We start from the raw sequence: 17,169 nt of genomic DNA on the forward strand, positions 1-17,169 counted from the left end.
AAGACACGTGTATATTAGTAACTATTACTTTGATTTAGCACGAGGACGTGAGCACTATCAAACAAATGATTATAAAAAGGCGAGTAAAAATAGATGGTTAATTGAGCGTCGACATGCAGATAAAGTAAGAAATCATAGTTTACGTCGCAGCCGTTACAGAGGGTTAGAAAGAACATCCATTCACTCTCTTCTATCAACAATAGCTTGTAATGTAAAACGTATGAGTAAATTAATTACTCAAAAACGACAACGGGAGAAGTCTGCCCTTTTACAAGAATCATAGGAATAAAAAGGAGAAAACCCTCATTTATCTCTTGAATTTACCCCTTTTAACATAGAATATCCCTTATAAACACCCGGAAAATGTAAAAATCACCTAAAGAACACATTTAAACGTGCCTTTTTCGGAGGTCTCCCTTGCGGTGTGCCGTTGTCTGTTTTGTATTTCTTACCTTTCTCCATATATCCACCTTTAAGAAACCTACCAATTATTCTTAGTAGGTTAGGGTCAGAGATTCGTAGTTTTAAGAACTCCATCATCCATGTGTGGTCAACGTTGTCGAAGAATCCTTTGATATCTACATCTACTATATAATTTACTGACTTCTTTTCAATGTAATAATTCAGTATTTTCAAAGCATCGTGGCAATTACGATTTGGACGGAATCCAAAGGAGCAATCAAGAAAGTCATTTTCATAGATGGTATTTAGTATCTTTGTAATGCCTTTTTGAACAATTTTATCTTCATGTTCCGGTATCCCCAAAGGTCTTTTCTTGTTTGAATTGAGTTTTGGGATATACATTCTTCTTACTGGAACAGGTCGATAACTTTTGCTTTTAAGCCTACTTACTAAATCCTTTATGTTTTCTTCCATGTTTTCGCTGTATTGTTCTTTAGTCGTTCCATTAACACCAGTCGCCTTTTTATTAGGTAGTTCATGATGACACTGTGTTAGCGTTTGCTCATTTAATAAGTGTGCAAGTGATGTGAATTTCAATTTAGTATCAGATTTTGCTAATTCTGCTATCCTTAGTAGTTTTGTTTCCATTTATTATCCCTACCTCTGTGTGTAGTAAATGTGTCCCTAGTAAGGGTGATAACTGGTAGCTAGCCTTTCCTCCATCGGCATTACCCAACTTCATTGGTACTACGCTGCTATCCGACTCCCTACATCGGCATTTGGTTTCCTTGCTTATTATCGCTTGTAGACCATACTCTTCTATAAAGTAGAAAAGACCGGTAGGGTCTCCCGAGTTGCCGTATCATATCAATGTGTAACGTCCCAAGGTCTCTGACTCCAGAGAGGTTTCATCCTTCTAGCCTTTGACGAAGGATAAAATGTTGCTTTCTGCACGCAGGTAAGGCATCAGCCCTCTCGGTTTACTAACGTTTATGGAGCTCAATCCCTTCAGCCATTTGGCTTTCGGCCCGCCGTCGGGTAGAAAACAGGCGCGCGCATATGATAAAATCACGTTTCCTGTAGCCCCCCTACGATCCCGGACGGTCGGATTTCCCGAGTCCGGTTCTGACCTTGGTTAATCACCTACAGGTCTTCCCATACAACCGCAGGATTAAATGTCGGTACACATATTCCCCCATCATTTGTAAGTTTACTTGTAAGCTAGTTTAAACATACTTAATAGCTCAGAGTCTATTATGCTTAAACATTCCAAGTGCCCAGAGGTCCTTCGCTCCATCATAGGTGTTACCTTAATAGAAGTGTAATTTCCTTACACTTAAGAAGGCATTACCCTTCTCTCGTTGCTACTACGACCTCATGCGCCAGTCCTAAATCTTCCTACCAATTTCTATTAGCCTCTTATATGATAGGTCTTTATTGGTTTGTACCATTCAAATTTGAAGTAGGACCTTCCCGTCGTTATCTCTGAGAATCTTTCCCTAGATGCTAGAACCCGTGCCCCGGCTGCCCTTACGGTGCTTTTGACCGTTTCTTCCCGTAAGGCATCGGTCTTCCCCCGTTAGATAAAGGTCGACGCTAAGCAAATCATCCCTCGAAACAGTTTCTTGGAGGGGCGTAGATTTCGGGACTGCAGTATTCGTTAATTCCTTCTGGCCTCTAGGTTTGCTCGCCACACAGACTGTTCCGACCTTATTCTCTCAGTGTAGAATAGGCCGCCGTGACTTTTACTTCCAAGCAGAACGTAGTTTGTTACCTCCCCACGCATTGGATATGCTAGTCATCCGAATTCGGCCAATTGATGACAGGAGACTTTCACTCCATGAGATTCTCAGCCTTGACGGCTGCTCCATCTAACTGTCTACGCTTAAAGACTGAAGTTACCTTTAGCCCTCCAAGACTCGCTACGAGTGAATGGCTAGTTCTTACTCGACGGGAATCCCACCCGCTATATGATACGACCTAAGCTCGGCCGCACTCGCACCCGTTAGTGGAATTAGTTATCTTTATTGGGAACTGATAATAACTCGAAATCGCCATTAAAATTTCCCGTACATTGGCTAAGTATATATTTTTTAACCTCTTCTTCAGTTTCAACTATTATATCTTTGCACTCATATTCCTCAATAAATTTTCCATCGACACTATGAGAAACATTAATTAGTTCTCCATTAAACGTTAATGTCCTTACTCCACGTTGTCCCTCTACCCCGTACTGAACATAGTTTATTTCAGCTTCATTTTGATTGTTTACATTTTCAACAAATCTATTTAAACCCTCTAAATTTTGAATATCATTGTGTTCGTTTACGACTTCTTCAATATTATTTGATTGACATCCTGTAATAACTAAAAGAAGAAGAAGTGTTATACCAATAAAAATAGGCCGCATTTTATTCGTCCTCCCCCTATTATTTAGACGATTATTAGTTAAAAAAGTTCCAAAAAGCTTCTTCAACTCCCTCAGTTTGATACAAATATCTCTCGAATGCTCACTTATTCGCAGGATTTCAAAACCCTTGTAATTGAAATTTCGGGTAAACGGAATGAGTTCAGATCATTTTGGCTTCGTGAAGGCATAGTTAAATAAAGGAGACAGCTATCACTCCATATTTTACCATATAATGCACATCCCCACGTCGCCCCTGGAGGCTTTCCCTCCCATGTCTCAACGGGTCAATTGCCCTGTCATTCCTTCGTCATGCCTGTCCAAGGGGTGGAGGCCAGTTATGCTAAACTGATGGGTCACAATGCCCTTTTGTTGAAGAAACCTGGTACTCCGTACATATTTGAAATCCTACGAATAAGACAACATTCAAAATAAAAGTTAACTTTTTTTGTTTTTTACAGAATCAGTGTTTCTCTACTATACTGCTAGAGGAACAATTTCTTTTACTTTATTTGGACAGTAGGCCTCATTTCGTCGTGCTATTCCTACAAAAATTCTAACTAATTTACCTACCAACTTCATAATAGACTTCATTTTCTTCATCTTCTTGACCTTCACATTATTAGTATGGAAGGCTTTAAACTCAGGGTTATTCCTCACAAGACTCATTGTTGCTAGATAGAGGAAACGTCGTAGCCTGGACCTTCCACGTTTAGAAATAACTATTTGCCCTTTCCATTTTCCCGAGCTTGCTTCAGCTAGATGTAATCCTGCATGACGTAACAGAGAGTTTCCATGAGAGAATCCACTTAAGTTCCCTGCCTCACCTAAAATACCAGCTAATGAAATTTCACTAATCCCTTTAATCATAAGCAATTTCTTTGCGAACGGTATTTTTATTGAGAACTTCTTTAACTTGTTGTTCAACTCTTTCGAGTTGTATTACCGCGAGGTCATATTCCTCTAATAATTGTTCTAGATGAAATTTATAAGCATCAAGTGCCTGTCTGGTACCAATAGAGGATTTTGCTAGTTGGATCAATAAATTAGCCTTTTTAGATCCAGGTTGTCTTTTCATTAATGACTTCCATCCCCGCATGACATCTAGGGGTTGCAGTGTAGTTATTTCATTAGGTATCGGAAACAATCGAAGAGTTGCAATCGCTCCTTTACACGTAATATCCTTAAATGCTAGTCTGAGTTCTGGAAAGACAATATCTACCCATCTATTGATCTGATTAGTAGAGCTTACAAGACGTTTAACAATCACATCACGATTAGACATTAAAACTCTAAGTTTATCAAAGGATTCTGATGACGGACGAACAAAGGAATAGTAGCCGTTTTTCACCATATCTGCGATAACGAGTGCATCTTTCTTATCACTCTTAGATTGGGTATTATCACGATTCTCTTTATTCTTTTTTACCAGGTGGGGATTAACAGTTACTACCTCGATGTTCTGCTTATCTAACCATTTTGATAGGTTAATCCAGTAATGGCCTGTAGGTTCCATACCCACTATTATCGAATCTAAGTTTTTTAGTTTTTGTAACTTTTGAATCCAGTTTATTAGTTTAACGAATCCATCTTCATTATTTTCAAATATTAGTGGATCTCCAACTACAATTCCACGAAAATTAACAGCTCGTGCAACGTGTAATTGTTGAGCAATATCTACACCAACAATAAGATGTGTATCGGAAATTCTTTCAATTAGTTGATTTTGTTTGTCTTGCATTTTAAAATTCATAGTAAGACTCCTCCTTAAGAATATGAGTTAGATTGGTCTCTATACTCGTATCTTACTGAGGGGTCCTATTTTTTTCAAACCCGTTATTTAACGATCTACAGGAATGCTAAACTTCACCGTTACTTCAATAAAAATGCGTCTCCACTTATTGTTAGCTTAAGTACATTCTTTTACAAACTTAAGAGATTTTAGACAGAGCATATTACAATTCAATTTTGTATATTTTTAAAAAATGTCGAAATTTTCTTAAATACTTTTTGTTCTCAATAAAGTACAATTGATGTGTGTGGTTTAGGATTCCATTATTTAGGGGTGTGTTTATTTGAAACGATTAAGAGTAATGATATTGACTGTTGTATTCATTCTGACAATGGCTCTGCCAGCAATGGCACAAGGTAACCAAAGCAATTCCCCAGTATCAAAAAGTTCTTTTGAAAGTGCAATGTTTAACGGAATTCAAGGATCAATTGAAACCTATACAACTCTTACTGCTGATCCAGAGAATAAAGGTCAATATATTTTGTATTTAGAAAAGTACAATTTTGACGCTAATGTATATTATTTTGGTAGTGCTGTTGTTCCATCATCCGATGTGGTATTCAACACTACAAAAGGAACGGTAAAAGTAAATAAAACGGTCGCTTTAACTAAAGTAGAAGATGTATATGATGAGGAAAACGATGCTTATTACACTATTGAAACACCTGCTGGTGATGAGTCTGTCGATCTTACTTGGGCATTCAATCCTAGAAATTACTCAACTCATAAATACGTGGACAGAAATATAGAGATTGATTTTAATCAATATCTTCAATTATCCAAGGCCACCATTAAAGATTACAGCAATGTTACAGTTTCTGGAAAAATAGGCAATGCTGGAACTGAAGAATTAGATCACTCTGGTGCGAGTGTTTTTACAGGAACTTCTTTTACAATAATTAAATAAACATAAAATTTTCTTATTAATCCATAAGCCTAAACCCGCAACCCGTACATAAAAGGTCGGTTCTTTTTACCGACCTTTTATTTTTTATTTAAAATGAACCTATTATATACTGCTTACACCTGGTAGCAAAGATTCTACACTATCTTCATTACAGGAATGCTGTCCGTTATTTAAATAAGGAAAAAGCGATGCTTCAATATTCAAGTATACACTTTATAATAGTTCACCGATATTTTGTGTTTGTAAAAATACTTACTGGTAGCTCTTTAGAATGCGTACTTATATAAACCAAAATACAATGGACCGAGCAAAAGTACGAATACTACAGCAATAATCATGTATTTGACTGGAGGTGATACATCCTTGAACTCCTCCCCGTAATCAGCTAGGAAGAAGCTGTAAATTATGTCCCAAAATAAAGCTCCAAAAAACACGATCTGCCATAAAAAAGTGTTCATAATTTGGACATTTGTTACGTAACCAAAAAGTCCAATCCAGGTAATAATCGAGATTACAAAATCTAATTTTGCTGGGAAAGTCTTATATTTTCCTTTAATCAGATATCCAATAGCAACAGCACCAAGAATTCCTAAATAAATTGTCCAAAACATATTAACAAACATGATCCATTTCCTCTTTCCTTTGTTTCCCCTTAAACATTATTTCAAGGTTAATCTCTAGTTATTTACGAAAATTATAAATCCTTTTGATTAATTTTGAATACAGGGGGTTTCTTCCAAACATTTAACTCTACAGAATTTTGTATATAACCGTTGAAAAAGTCGCATCTCCCTTTATGAAATGCGACTGATCATTCCTAACTTTCATCTATAAAGTAATAAATACGGTACTTCTTATTTAAGTAAAGCACCCGTTAAAACAACCATATCTTGAACCAACATATAGTGAGTAAAACTACTTCAGCTGGGTAGTATATGTTTAGGATGGTGTACTTTCATCATTAGCATATTCCCCATTAATAAACAAGGAAGTGAATAGATGAATAAGAGTAACGAACGCAATAACTTTGGTGGAAATGTAGAAGAAAGCGGCAACAATCAAGCTGGTAGTAATGCTAATCAAGGTGCGAGTGACTTTGGTGAAGCAGCAGCAGCAGGAACTCTTAATGGAGCCGTTGCGGGTGCTATGATAGGTGCTCAATTTGGACTAATTGGTACTGTAATAGGCGGTGTTTCAGGCGGTGCTATTGGTAACCAGATTGTAGAGGGGGCTGAAGTCGATGACAAAACAGCTTCCAAAAATCATGATGAGAGCAATAATAACTCTATAAATAAGTAGCAGGCACTTTACAAAAATGTACTTGTGTTTATCTCACCAAAAAAGACCGTCAAAAAGACAGTTTTTTTTTTCACTAAAGCACCTCATAGTTTAAAATGCTTCATTTATACAGGTAATATTATTAATTATCCATTCCTTTTCTATGTCAAAAAGGAAATCCCACTTTTTAGATTTTATCCAATCAAATAACTCATTAATTTCCTCATTGTCTTCTTCAAAACGAATAAGAAACCAAGTGCTAATATTAGGTCATCACTTTCGACATTCCTTTTTCTTTTTAACATATTCTTTATACGTTCGATAACAGGTTTAATGGCAGTTTCATTTCCATGTCTATTGATACCTAACAAAGCATAGCCTTTAACTGCAACAGAACGGTCTTGTAAAGCCTCTAAAAAAGTCGGAAGTAAAGAATCATCCCCTATTTCATTTAATGCCCATAAAGCTGAACATTTAACGTCTCCTTTGTGATGTTCAAGTAAATTTATAAGATGAGGAATAGCTTTATTTGTACCAATCTTAGATAATAGAGCATTTGCATAGGTTAGGTCATATACATCTGTTGACTCCGTTATAATTTTAATGAGTGCTTCCTCTGCAACAGAACTTTTACATGCCCTTAATGCCTCAATTGCAGAGTGTCTGACTGCTGTACGCTTATCGTTAATGAATTGAATGATTTGAGATCAATCTTCAATCTCAATTTCTCCTTGTCCAATTTTTCCAAGGAGTGTAGAAAATTTCAATCATTTCTTTCGAAACAGTTACAATTGCATAACGGGCAGCCGATTTATGGTTACATCCAAGGGAACCAGGATTCAAGTGTATGGCTTTATTACCTCTAAAATAATGAATTGGATGATGATAACCAAAGCAAATCAAATCTTCATTATTCTGTTTGAATAAAGTTTCTAAATTTTCAACACTTGGTTCTACTATCGGGCTAAAGGGATCATTACTAATATGTTTTTTTATTTTATCGGTTTCAAATTGGTAGTGGATAAATAAAATTGAATGACCTTATATATTTTGTTTAATTATTCGTGGTAATTGTTCTAACTCGGGAATGAAGGATTTATCCATTCTATCTAAAATCCATTGGGATGCTTTCTTGCGTGAGAATGACTTTGTGGATACTCCTCACCTTTTGCTAAAGATATGATTGCTTCGTCGTGATTCCCATTTATCATTGTTATATCATCTCTGGAGAACAGCATATGCAGTACTTCGTTTGAATCAGGACCTATCACAATCATATCCCCTAAGCAATATATTTGCTCGACCTCTTTTCTACTGTCTATTGCCGTGAATATCTGTAATTATTGCCATTTGCATAGTTTCATTTCTCCCTAATAATAAAATTACGCTATATATTCTCCTTTTTCCATCAAGACTCCTTCTTGAACTATCTTGCACCGTGTTGCATAGAAAAAGCTACCACAATGACAGCTCTTATCTAAAACTATTGCTCCCTTTATTGAACAAGACATTAAAATACTTTTATAGTAAAATATTAGTATTTGTAAAAGGAGCTTTATTCTTATGAATATTTTAATTTTAGGTGCAACTGGACGAGTTGGAAGTCAAATAGTTACTTATTCCCTTCATGACAGACATCATGTTACTGTATTAGTTCGCACTCCAGAGAAGATTCAAATAAATAATGAAAATTTAACTATTATTCAAGGGAATGTTTTAAATAAAGATGATATCGTACGTGCAATGCATGGGATTGATGTAGTTATTAGTGCACTAAATACTGATGGCACAACCACTCTATCAGAAAGTATGCCACTTATTATCGAAGCAATGGAAAACGAAGGTATAAAAAGAATAATAACTATAGGAACTGCGGGTATTCTGCAAAGTAGAACCACGCCAAATTCTCTGCGTTATCAATCAAGTGAATCAAAGCAGAAGTCAACCCGTGCAGCGAAAGAACATCATAAAGTTTACGATATGCTCAAACAATCAACCCTCGAATGGACGATTGTCTGTCCTACGTACTTGCCGAATGGAGAAAGGGTAGGCAAATATCGAATAGACCGAAATTTTTTGCCGGAGGGTGGAGCTGAAATATCCGTACATGATACAGCAGAATTTACATTTAGACAGATAAAAGCAAGCGATTATATAAAATCACGTGTAGGTATCGCCTACTAATAATATTCTTATACTACTTTCATATTTGATTAACCCGTTTTTTGAAAAGAAAATGGAGGTGCGGCAACAATCGCCGCTCTTCAACTAAAGCACCCTTTCTGGAATATCTAAAATATGAAATAGAGTTTAAAAATCATAAGGAATTATAAGTAAAGGAGATGTTGTAAAATTAACATCTCTTTTTTTTATTAAATTGCATCCGCTAATTGAATAGGCAAAACGCAATCCTTCTTATTGCAGAATCGCACCCGTACATTTTTTCACATTCTTTTTTAACATTAATAAATTTTACTTTGAAACCCAACCATAATACGTTCAAGAGATACCCATCCAATAATCTTTGGTTTTTCCCAACCTGGAGCAGTAGTTAACTTTTCTACATCAAGGTAATTATTAATCCTTACCTTATCCCAAGCATGAATAACCTCACCATTACCAATAGATAAGCCTACATGCCCCCAATTTTTACGCTCACCATTAATTACTCCTAAGCAATCATAAAAAACAAAGGTTCCTTTTGGAGGCATACCTGTATGCTTATTTGCTTCATATAAATCCGCAGATTCTTTTGCAGTATCCCCACCAAAGATTTCAATGTTATTACTTCTTTCTAATGCATCCTCTACAAAAGCCAAACAAATATAACAATATTCTTTAGAATTCAAATGACATTTAGCCCACTCAATTGCATTGTTAATATATTCATCATAATTTTTATCCATTTATTGTCTCCTCTTATTCTTCTCTTTAAGCAAATATATTCAACAAAAAGAGCTTTACTCCCTGCAAAGGAAATAAAACACTTTGAGCATTGCTTCTTTAACTCTTGACCCCGTTAACTTAAGTACATCTCTTCACAATCTTACCTCTATCCCAATTAACTTGTGCTATTTACTAAATAAAGTAAACAATAGATAGACTGCTGCCCCCCACATAACTAGGGCTGATATTTTATTTAAAATCAATAAAAAGTTACCAGATTTATCACGCTCTCCACTTATTCGACCAATCAGTGAAAGCCCAAAAAACCAAACCCATGAAACCAAAATACAAGCAAATGCAAAGATTACTTTATCTTCCCCTTGGTATCTTAATGAACTAGTTCCAATTACACCTACAGTATCCATGATGGCATGAGGGTTTAGTAAGGAAACAGATGCTGCAAACAATACTTGTTTCTTTAAAGAAAATTTATTCGCACTTACTCCTCTTTCATTACTTGGTTTACTATTCCATGTGGTCCATCCCATATAGATTAAAAAAATGCAACCTGCCCCAACCAAAAACATTTTTATCCAGAATGAACCTAAAATAACAAATGAAACACCCAAAACAGATATCAGGATTAAGAGGGTATCACACAAAGAAGCTGTTATAGTAGCTGGTAATGTATTAACAAAACGTGGCTGATATACCCCTTGATTAAAAACAAAAACATTTTGGACACCAAGAGGAAGAATCAGCCCTAGTGCAAGAATAAATCCATGAAATAATGGTTCTAACATCCTAAGTACGCCCTTTCTTGTATATAATTCAACGAGTCTTATTTTATTTTGAAATTTTATTTTTGTCTCCGACCAATTGGATGGAATCGAAACCAACCAAGTAATATAATAATAACAAAAGGAGAACGATTTTGATGTTTAAAACCGATTGGAAACCAAATAAGTCATCACCAGTTCCATTACATAAACAAATAGCCGATAGGATTAAAGAAAAAATATCCAATGGAGAGTGGACGATAGGATATAAGCTCCCTCCCCAACGTACATTAGCAAAAGTTTTTGGAGTAAATAGAAGTACAGTTGTAACTGCATATGATGAATTAATAGCTGAAGGACTTATTGAGGGAAAAAGCGGAAGTGGAACCAGAGTGGTAAACAATACATGGAACTTGCTAGCAACAACCCCTCCTCCTGATTGGAATTCATATGTAAAGGTAGGATCTCACAAGCCCAACTTGCCAACGATTCAAGAAATAAATCAAGCTGAATTTATTCCTAACATAATTCGTTTGGGAACTGGAGAATTATCGCCAAATCTTATTCCGAGCACATCGATGAAAAAAATTATTCATCAAATGTCGAATAGCGAAATTTCTTATGGCTATGAAGAACCAAAGGGGTTGCTGTCCTTAAGAGAATCAATTGCCAACTATTTAAGGACAATTGGGATTTCTGCATCTCCTTCTTCCATTTTAATCGTATCAGGTGCATTACAAGCCCTACAGCTTATTAGTGTTGGTTTATTAAATAGGGGTTCTACCGTATTAACAGAAAAGCCATCATATCTTCATTCTTTAAATGTCTTCCAGTCAGCAGGTATGCGTTTAGTGGGTATCCCTTTGGATAAAGAAGGAATTCAAGCCAATCTTATTCAACAATATAAAAAACAACAAAAAGCTGCTTTACTCTATACCATTCCTTCATTTCATAATCCAACTGGTACCTTAATGACTTTGGAAAGACGTAAACAATTGCTGGATACTTGTCAACAAGAACAACTGCCTTTAATTGAAGATGATGTATACCGAGAATTATGGTTCGATGAAAGTCCGCCAAACCCAATTAAGGCTTTTGACAAACATGGACTGGTTCTTTATTTGGGAAGTTTATCTAAATCTTTAAGTCCTGGTCTTCGTATTGGATGGATTGTTGGTCCAGAACCAGTAGTTGAGCACTTAGCAGATATTAAAATGCAAACCGATTATGGTTCTAGTTCTTTATCACAGTGGGCAGCAGTAGAATGGTTTTCCAGTGGACTTTACTATAAACATATAAATGAAGTAAGAGAACAACTGAAAACTCGAAGGGATTTTACTTTAGATACTTTGAACAAGTATTTTTCTGATATTGCAGTTTGGAATAAGCCAACTGGAGGATTTTATATTTGGCTGCGTTTGTTGCCGTCAATCTCTATGAGAAAATTATTTGAAATGGCACTTGCAGAAGGAATATTACTGAATCCAGGAAATGTTTATGATAATCAAGCTGAACAATATCTGCGAATTTCCTATTCATTTGCTTCTCTTCCCAATATACATGATGGTATAAAACGCTTATCAAAAATTGTAAAAACAATAGCCAAATAAGGGCTTCTTGTTAAACTAACCCTGCCCCGATTGTTCAATAAGAAATGGAGGTGCCGCAGCTACCTCCGTTGTTAAGCTAAAACCCACGTTTGTTGAAGAATTGATCCATCATGGAGTGAAATGGCCGAAGTTTATTTGGTCACTGTCTAATTATTCGTTAGATCAAACCAAGCAGAGAATTTTTCAATCATCTGTTCAGCAAGTGTTTTATCAAACAGATTCACACGATTGTAAAGAGGTGAACAGGCGAATTCTTTCAAATCAGTTTCAATATTTCTCAACTTGCTTATTAAATCATGTCGGTCAAACTCAATGTAAAAAATATCACTATTGGGAAGGTTTTGTTTCCCCTTATAGTCATCAGACCAGATACGAACCTTATCACCATGAAATTCTAAAGTAGGAGAGGGATCGTGCCCCATACAAGGGCTTTTCCCCTCGATAACCCCGTTAAGGTTCTCTCGCCATCCTTCTAAACCGGAGCAACAACTGGGGAATATCATTTTGTCATGGTTCTCAACAAACAGGACACCTCCCGCGACTACAATACTCTCTTCATTAAGTAGATCTTTAAATACTTGCTTTGGTTCTCTATCCACATCAATGTCGTTGTAGCCAAATAACTCAACCAGAAATAAATCTACATCATGGTTAGAAATTTTTTTCGAGAGAATAATGTATTCTTTATATTCAACTGTTTCAAGCCATTCAGGACATTTATAATATGGCTCTTGTACAACTGCTTTGATATCATAATTAGACATAGCGTACACCTCATTTAAGGTAGAAAGATCACTCCATTAACTCATTAGATATTGCTTTCGTTTACTAATGTACCTCGTTTGTCCAACCAAAAAAGGCGACACCCACTACCTTCCACAAACCTGCTTACGTTAGTCGAAAAAGAAAAAATGCCTTGCTCCTTATTGAAGCAAAGCATATTTTAGCACAATAAATTATTTTTGAATAACTCTCACGTATATCCTTATTTCCATCCCTTGATATGGTAATGGACATGAAACACATCCTGCCCACCTTTTTCCCCGCAGTTATTATTCATACTCATTCCCTCAAGATTTAACTGATGGTACATGCGTTGGGCAATCTTATGTATATGAGAGATAATAAGTAGGTCTGCTTCTTCTACATCTATCAAGGTTGGGATATGTTTTTTGGGGACAGCAAGCAAATGAACGGGAGCTGTAGGACGAATGTCGTGAAATACTATAACCTGGTCGTCCTCATATTCAACTTTTGCTGGAATTTTCCTGTTGATAATGTTGCAAAATACACAATTTGGCTCCATGATTTCCTCCATTGCATTAGTTTCAATGAGATAATACGTATATATTCTATACTAATATAAAGAAACCTCCTACGAAGCTCAAATTAATCCTTGTTGAACTCGATATTGCCAAAACTATTCATTTCTCCTCCAATTACATAGGTACTAATATTTTCATTATCCCGTTAGTGATTTGCGATTTCTATAGAGTTTGTAACTACAGTAAAGGAAATTTAAGTAGGTAAATATTTGAGTAGTACTTAATGAATGGCAGTTCCACCGATAAATACAGTTTGGCTTTCTTGTATACGAGAAATTGTTATTAAATCTTTTGAGGTGCCTTGACTATCTTGACTAAACCTGTTGACATCATACGATTCGAGACTAAAGGCAGAGATAAACAGCAAACACCGATTGGGATGGAATCAGTAAATGCAATTTATAACACTAAACATTTTGTTACAAGTTTTATGAGACAGTGAAAGCCTTGTTATAATGTAATATAGGGCTCAATTTCAATAGAATAGACCTTATTAATACAAACCTCATATTTCACATGATATAATAGCCTTTGTATCCTTAACATAGTAAATTGTCAAAATCTTGAAGGTGCCCCTCAGTAGATCTATCAGCTTGCGCCGTCCAAGAGATGATCCAAACAGTATGTTATACTTAATAAAGCAGAATACTCCAAAAAAGGAGGAGAGTTCATGTACATAGTTTTTTCAACATTTGATGTTCCCGATGAAAAATCGGAGGAAGTCATTAGCCTATATAAAAACCGTTCGCGGTCTATCGACCAGGCGGAGGGTTTTATCGATTTTCTGCTTCTGCAGAATGATAAGCGCGCCGGCGAACTGACAGTTCAACTCATTTTTGATACCAATGAGAACTATTTGAATTGGGTACGTAGCAAAGATTTTAAGAGAATTCATGATTTAGAGAAGAAATACCCGGATCAGGAGTTAGCTGCGGTCGTTCCGAAAGTGTCGCAATATAGGGTGGTGGCTAAGTGAATTTTGAAGAGATCGTAATTAAAGTAACCGAAGAAATTTATGAACGCAATCCTTCCCTCCTTGAGCGTTTTGGCGTAAAAGGAAAAGAAAAATGCCTCGAAGATAACTATCATCATATGAAACATCTCCAGACAGCTTACGAGTTAAACCAATCTTCTTTTTTCATTGATTATGCTGTCTGGCTTGATGGAATTTTAACCAAGCACGGTATGAAAACTCAGCATCTTATTGACAACTTTGATATCATTCGGATTGTGCTGGCAAAAGATAAAGGCATTGCAGAACAGGAAGAAAGGTTCAACGTTTACCTGGCAGACGCCATTGCTGTTTTGAAAGGCGAACCAGTGAATGGAGAAGTATAGGATGCAGCATGCTGAAACATTGGCTTCCTTATTGCTTGAAGGCAATACTTCCAAAGTTTGGGGGTTCATTCAAAAAAATCATCCGGAACTATCACGTCTGCAAGTCTATCAAAATCTGATTACACCTGCCATGCAGCATATCGGTCTTTTATGGGAGAGAAATCAAATCACTGTGGCAGATGAACATTTGGCAACAGCTACGTGTGATTTTGTGCTTTCAAGACTTGCTTATGGCCGTGAGAAAAGGCAATCAGCACAAAAAGCGATGTTCCTATGTCTCGACGGAGAACAGCATTATATTGGCTTGAAAATGGTCAACAGTATTTTTGAAGAACATGGCTGGGAAACAAAATATTTTGGCCCGAGCCTGCCTTTAGAATATGCTCTGAATACGGCAAAAGTTTGGATGCCAAATGTAATTGGATTGTCAGTCAGCATTGTCTACCATTTACTAAAGCTGAAGGAATATACCGAAGAATTTTCCAAACTGCCGCACAAGCCAGCCGTTCTTCTTGGCGGACGCCTAGCAGTCAAGTATGACCTGCTTCCATATTGTTCGCAGAATACAGTCATACTTCGAGACTTGTCAGAAACAAAGGAATGGCTAAAAAACTATGTGGCGGGAGGTCAGCAAAATGCAATATTTTGATCATCCGCTTCCGCTTGCGTTTTTAAAAGCTGACAGGAATGGAGAAATATTGAGCTATTCGACTCTTGCACGTGAGAATTTTGAACTGAGCGAGGGGAATTTAAAAGGGATTCTCGATGAAGAATCTGTCATAAAACTGCTTCAATACAGTTGGGTACCTGAATTTGATTCCGTGAGGCTGGAACTGAATATGAAAACGAAAAATGAACCGATAGCTTTATTCGAAGTTCATATTCTATGGGACAGCAATGATCATGCCAATATGATTTTTCTGCCAAAAGACAGCTCTAATGAAGGATTGCTCCAAAAATTAATGGAGATGCAGAAACGCCTTGCTTCCACCGATTTTGAGCTTTTAGAGAAAAAAGAAGAGCTCGAGCAAGTCCTCATTCGCTTGAATGAATTATCCGGCCCGTTTATCCCACTGTCTGAAACGATGTGCTTGATTCCCATATTCGGTGATATCACAGAAGAAAAAATGAACATCATCTCTGAAAGCTGCCTGAAAGCAGTGTTTACGGTCGAATACGAAGAAATTCTCTTTGATCTTACTGCTGTTGGAAAAATTGAAGCAAGAGGCATTGAAAAGTTCACTCAGCTGATGAAAACCTTAAACTTTATGACTGGCAGCGTCATAAAATTAATCGGCATCAAGCCAAACCTGGCAAAAATGCTAAATAAGTATAAGCTTGATGAATGGGTGCAGACAGACCAATCCCTGAAACAAGTATTAAGCAAATATCTAATAAGGTGACAGGCAACATCCGAAAAATTGTCGAACAAAGAAATATCCTTGAGTGGGTCTTTCTTTGTTTATTGAAAGAAAGTTCCATATAATATACATACGAATCAAAGTCTAATTGTACTATTGGCAAATTTTCATCTACTTCTAAGTGGTATGACTCACTTATGATATTTTCTCCTAATTCAAAAGCTTCACTTTGTTGGCTTAATTTACATCTATCAATAAATATTCTTAGAGGATTTGTTTCTTGTTCTATTAATCTGTTAAGGGTGATATAGATATAGCCTTTCTGATTCATTAAATCCCTGTATTCCATTGAAAATTACCTCTTCTTATTAAAAATTTAAAGGCCTCCTATTCCTCTGAGCTATTTAACTGTTTAAAGGATCTCCCGTTTTCCAAAACTGCTAAACGAATAAGTTTCAACTTTATTTCCTTGCTAAGTGAAAGCCATTCAGGTTTATAAATTCTCATTTTAAAGTCCTCCAATCGTTTAATGTTTATCAAAAAAATGCAAGGTACACTTATTAGTTAAAATAACGAATTTGAATTTTCTGTCATTTATGTTTTTCCCGTTTAATAGAATTCCTAACATAGTTTTCATTTCCATTTTATTCGGTTTTTCTACATATTTTTCATATCCTCTAGCAATGGGATAGTGTAAATGAGGGGCACCAGGATTTACATCATCTTTTGTAAATCCAATTGGGATGTGGATATTCTCCTTTTTGAAAAATCCCTCTATCCTCTGCGTGAATTCCTCTGCTAAGGCTAAACCATTTACCAATAGCATCCTAATATCTTCATCCTCGCAATTTTGAAGAAAATTACTTTAAATTTGAATGGCCATGCTGTTTCCTATATTGGCAGCCCAAAGTTTACCAATTTCAAAAGACGTAAAAGGTTGGGTCTCATATGATATTTTTAGATTTATATTTAGTGGTTTCATCACATTCCTTGGATTTAATTCTTTATCCGTGGGCATAACTATTCTCCTTTTCCCTCATTTATATTTATGATTTCCACTGAAAATAAATTAATTCCAACAAAT

General features: G+C 36.1%; 20 protein-coding genes and 2 pseudogenes. 9 read left to right on the forward strand and 13 right to left on the reverse strand.

Going from position 1 to position 17,169, the window contains the following annotated elements; all coding sequences use genetic code 11:
* Window positions 1-283 (forward strand): transposase (locus tag WQ54_RS33125; RefSeq protein ID WP_197089541.1); only part of this gene is annotated, 283 nt, incomplete at its 5' end.
* A gap of 89 nt (window positions 284-372) precedes the next feature.
* On the opposite strand, the gene WQ54_RS28640 is transcribed toward WQ54_RS33125, so the two are convergent.
* The 3 genes and pseudogenes from WQ54_RS28640 to WQ54_RS28650 form a co-directional block, all read right to left on the reverse strand.
* Entirely contained in the window at window positions 373-1,050 is a 678-nt protein-coding gene (locus WQ54_RS28640) for a reverse transcriptase domain-containing protein (RefSeq protein WP_046512795.1), read from the reverse strand.
* Window positions 1,051-2,416: 1,366 nt separating this feature from the next.
* Window positions 2,417-2,812, reverse strand: coding sequence for a DUF4362 domain-containing protein (locus WQ54_RS28645; protein WP_046589808.1), 396 nt, complete (start codon window positions 2,810-2,812; stop codon window positions 2,417-2,419).
* A gap of 474 nt (window positions 2,813-3,286) precedes the next feature.
* Window positions 3,287-4,562, reverse strand: a pseudogene (locus WQ54_RS28650) (IS110 family transposase).
* A 322-nt stretch (window positions 4,563-4,884) separates the two neighbouring features.
* Between WQ54_RS28650 and WQ54_RS28655 the strand changes: the two are divergent.
* On the forward strand, window positions 4,885-5,508 hold the full coding sequence (locus tag WQ54_RS28655) for a hypothetical protein (RefSeq protein WP_046589809.1): 624 nt from the start codon (window positions 4,885-4,887) through the stop codon (window positions 5,506-5,508).
* A 266-nt stretch (window positions 5,509-5,774) separates the two neighbouring features.
* Here the strand turns inward: WQ54_RS28655 and WQ54_RS28660 are convergent, their stop codons facing one another.
* Entirely contained in the window at window positions 5,775-6,131 is a 357-nt protein-coding gene (locus WQ54_RS28660; RefSeq protein ID WP_052738028.1) for a hypothetical protein, read from the reverse strand.
* Between the two features lie 376 nt (window positions 6,132-6,507).
* On the opposite strand from WQ54_RS28660, the gene WQ54_RS28665 reads away from it, so the two are divergent.
* Window positions 6,508-6,807 carry a hypothetical protein gene (locus WQ54_RS28665; protein WP_052738029.1) on the forward strand — a complete coding sequence of 100 codons (300 nt, stop codon included), beginning with the start codon at window positions 6,508-6,510 and terminating at the stop codon, window positions 6,805-6,807.
* A 173-nt stretch (window positions 6,808-6,980) separates the two neighbouring features.
* Here the strand turns inward: WQ54_RS28665 and WQ54_RS35760 are convergent, their stop codons facing one another.
* The 3 genes from WQ54_RS35760 to WQ54_RS34050 all read right to left on the reverse strand — a co-directional run bounded on the left by WQ54_RS35760 (window position 6,981) and on the right by WQ54_RS34050 (window position 8,057).
* Window positions 6,981-7,487 (reverse strand): HEAT repeat domain-containing protein, encoded by a 507-nt coding sequence (locus WQ54_RS35760; protein ID WP_084822372.1) that lies wholly within the window; start codon window positions 7,485-7,487, stop codon window positions 6,981-6,983.
* 19 nt (window positions 7,488-7,506) lie between these two features.
* The gene (locus tag WQ54_RS35765; protein ID WP_156178234.1) at window positions 7,507-7,818 is read right to left on the reverse strand and encodes a metallophosphoesterase family protein; all 312 of its coding nucleotides are present in this window, start codon (window positions 7,816-7,818) and stop codon (window positions 7,507-7,509) included.
* 77 nt (window positions 7,819-7,895) lie between these two features.
* Window positions 7,896-8,057 carry a hypothetical protein gene (locus WQ54_RS34050; RefSeq protein WP_156178220.1) on the reverse strand — a complete coding sequence of 54 codons (162 nt, stop codon included), beginning with the start codon at window positions 8,055-8,057 and terminating at the stop codon, window positions 7,896-7,898.
* A gap of 292 nt (window positions 8,058-8,349) precedes the next feature.
* On the opposite strand from WQ54_RS34050, the gene WQ54_RS28675 reads away from it, so the two are divergent.
* On the forward strand, window positions 8,350-8,970 hold the full coding sequence (locus WQ54_RS28675) for an NAD(P)-dependent oxidoreductase (RefSeq protein WP_046589811.1): 621 nt from the start codon (window positions 8,350-8,352) through the stop codon (window positions 8,968-8,970).
* A 278-nt stretch (window positions 8,971-9,248) separates the two neighbouring features.
* Here WQ54_RS28675 and WQ54_RS28680 read toward each other — a convergent pair whose 3' ends face one another.
* Together WQ54_RS28680 and WQ54_RS28685 are read right to left on the reverse strand one after the other, a co-directional pair.
* Complete coding sequence (locus WQ54_RS28680; RefSeq protein ID WP_046589813.1) at window positions 9,249-9,692, reverse strand: NlpC/P60 family protein; 444 nt, start codon at window positions 9,690-9,692, stop codon at window positions 9,249-9,251.
* A 165-nt stretch (window positions 9,693-9,857) separates the two neighbouring features.
* Window positions 9,858-10,475: a LysE/ArgO family amino acid transporter gene (locus WQ54_RS28685; protein ID WP_046589816.1), complete on the reverse strand. Its 618-nt coding sequence runs from the start codon at window positions 10,473-10,475 to the stop codon at window positions 9,858-9,860.
* A 134-nt stretch (window positions 10,476-10,609) separates the two neighbouring features.
* On the opposite strand from WQ54_RS28685, the gene WQ54_RS28690 reads away from it, so the two are divergent.
* Complete coding sequence (locus WQ54_RS28690; protein ID WP_046589818.1) at window positions 10,610-12,061, forward strand: PLP-dependent aminotransferase family protein; 1,452 nt, start codon at window positions 10,610-10,612, stop codon at window positions 12,059-12,061.
* 146 nt (window positions 12,062-12,207) lie between these two features.
* Here the strand turns inward: WQ54_RS28690 and WQ54_RS32270 are convergent, their stop codons facing one another.
* Together WQ54_RS32270 and WQ54_RS28700 are read right to left on the reverse strand one after the other, a co-directional pair.
* Window positions 12,208-12,825, reverse strand: a complete 618-nt coding sequence (locus WQ54_RS32270) for a hypothetical protein (protein WP_052738030.1) — start codon at window positions 12,823-12,825, stop codon at window positions 12,208-12,210.
* Between the two features lie 221 nt (window positions 12,826-13,046).
* Complete coding sequence (locus WQ54_RS28700) at window positions 13,047-13,367, reverse strand: HIT domain-containing protein (protein WP_046589820.1); 321 nt, start codon at window positions 13,365-13,367, stop codon at window positions 13,047-13,049.
* A gap of 689 nt (window positions 13,368-14,056) precedes the next feature.
* Between WQ54_RS28700 and WQ54_RS28705 the strand changes: the two genes are divergently transcribed.
* Genes WQ54_RS28705 through WQ54_RS28720 form a run of 4 tightly spaced genes read left to right on the forward strand, consistent with a single transcriptional unit; the run spans window position 14,057 to window position 16,127 of the window.
* Window positions 14,057-14,362: an antibiotic biosynthesis monooxygenase gene (locus WQ54_RS28705; RefSeq protein WP_046589821.1), complete on the forward strand. Its 306-nt coding sequence runs from the start codon at window positions 14,057-14,059 to the stop codon at window positions 14,360-14,362.
* Window positions 14,359-14,724 carry a hypothetical protein gene (locus tag WQ54_RS28710; RefSeq protein WP_046589823.1) on the forward strand — a complete coding sequence of 122 codons (366 nt, stop codon included), beginning with the start codon at window positions 14,359-14,361 and terminating at the stop codon, window positions 14,722-14,724. Before WQ54_RS28705 ends, WQ54_RS28710 begins: the two co-directional genes overlap by 4 nt.
* A 1-nt stretch (window position 14,725) precedes the next feature.
* Window positions 14,726-15,373: a B12-binding domain-containing protein gene (locus WQ54_RS28715; protein WP_046589826.1), complete on the forward strand. Its 648-nt coding sequence runs from the start codon at window positions 14,726-14,728 to the stop codon at window positions 15,371-15,373.
* Window positions 15,360-16,127, forward strand: coding sequence for an STAS domain-containing protein (locus WQ54_RS28720; protein ID WP_046589828.1), 768 nt, complete (start codon window positions 15,360-15,362; stop codon window positions 16,125-16,127). The genes WQ54_RS28715 and WQ54_RS28720 overlap by 14 nt, the downstream gene beginning before the upstream one ends.
* A 484-nt stretch (window positions 16,128-16,611) precedes the next feature.
* Here the strand turns inward: WQ54_RS28720 and WQ54_RS32275 are convergent.
* Window positions 16,612-16,935, reverse strand: a pseudogene (locus WQ54_RS32275) (DUF3231 family protein); the annotation flags it as partial.
* Window positions 16,936-16,950: 15 nt separating this feature from the next.
* Window positions 16,951-17,103 carry a hypothetical protein gene (locus tag WQ54_RS34055; RefSeq protein WP_156178222.1) on the reverse strand — a complete coding sequence of 51 codons (153 nt, stop codon included), beginning with the start codon at window positions 17,101-17,103 and terminating at the stop codon, window positions 16,951-16,953.
* Between the last annotated feature and the right edge of the window lie 66 nt (window positions 17,104-17,169).

Source organism: Bacillus sp. SA1-12 (assembly GCF_000981385.1).
Taxonomy (GTDB): domain Bacteria; phylum Bacillota; class Bacilli; order Bacillales; family Bacillaceae; genus Metabacillus.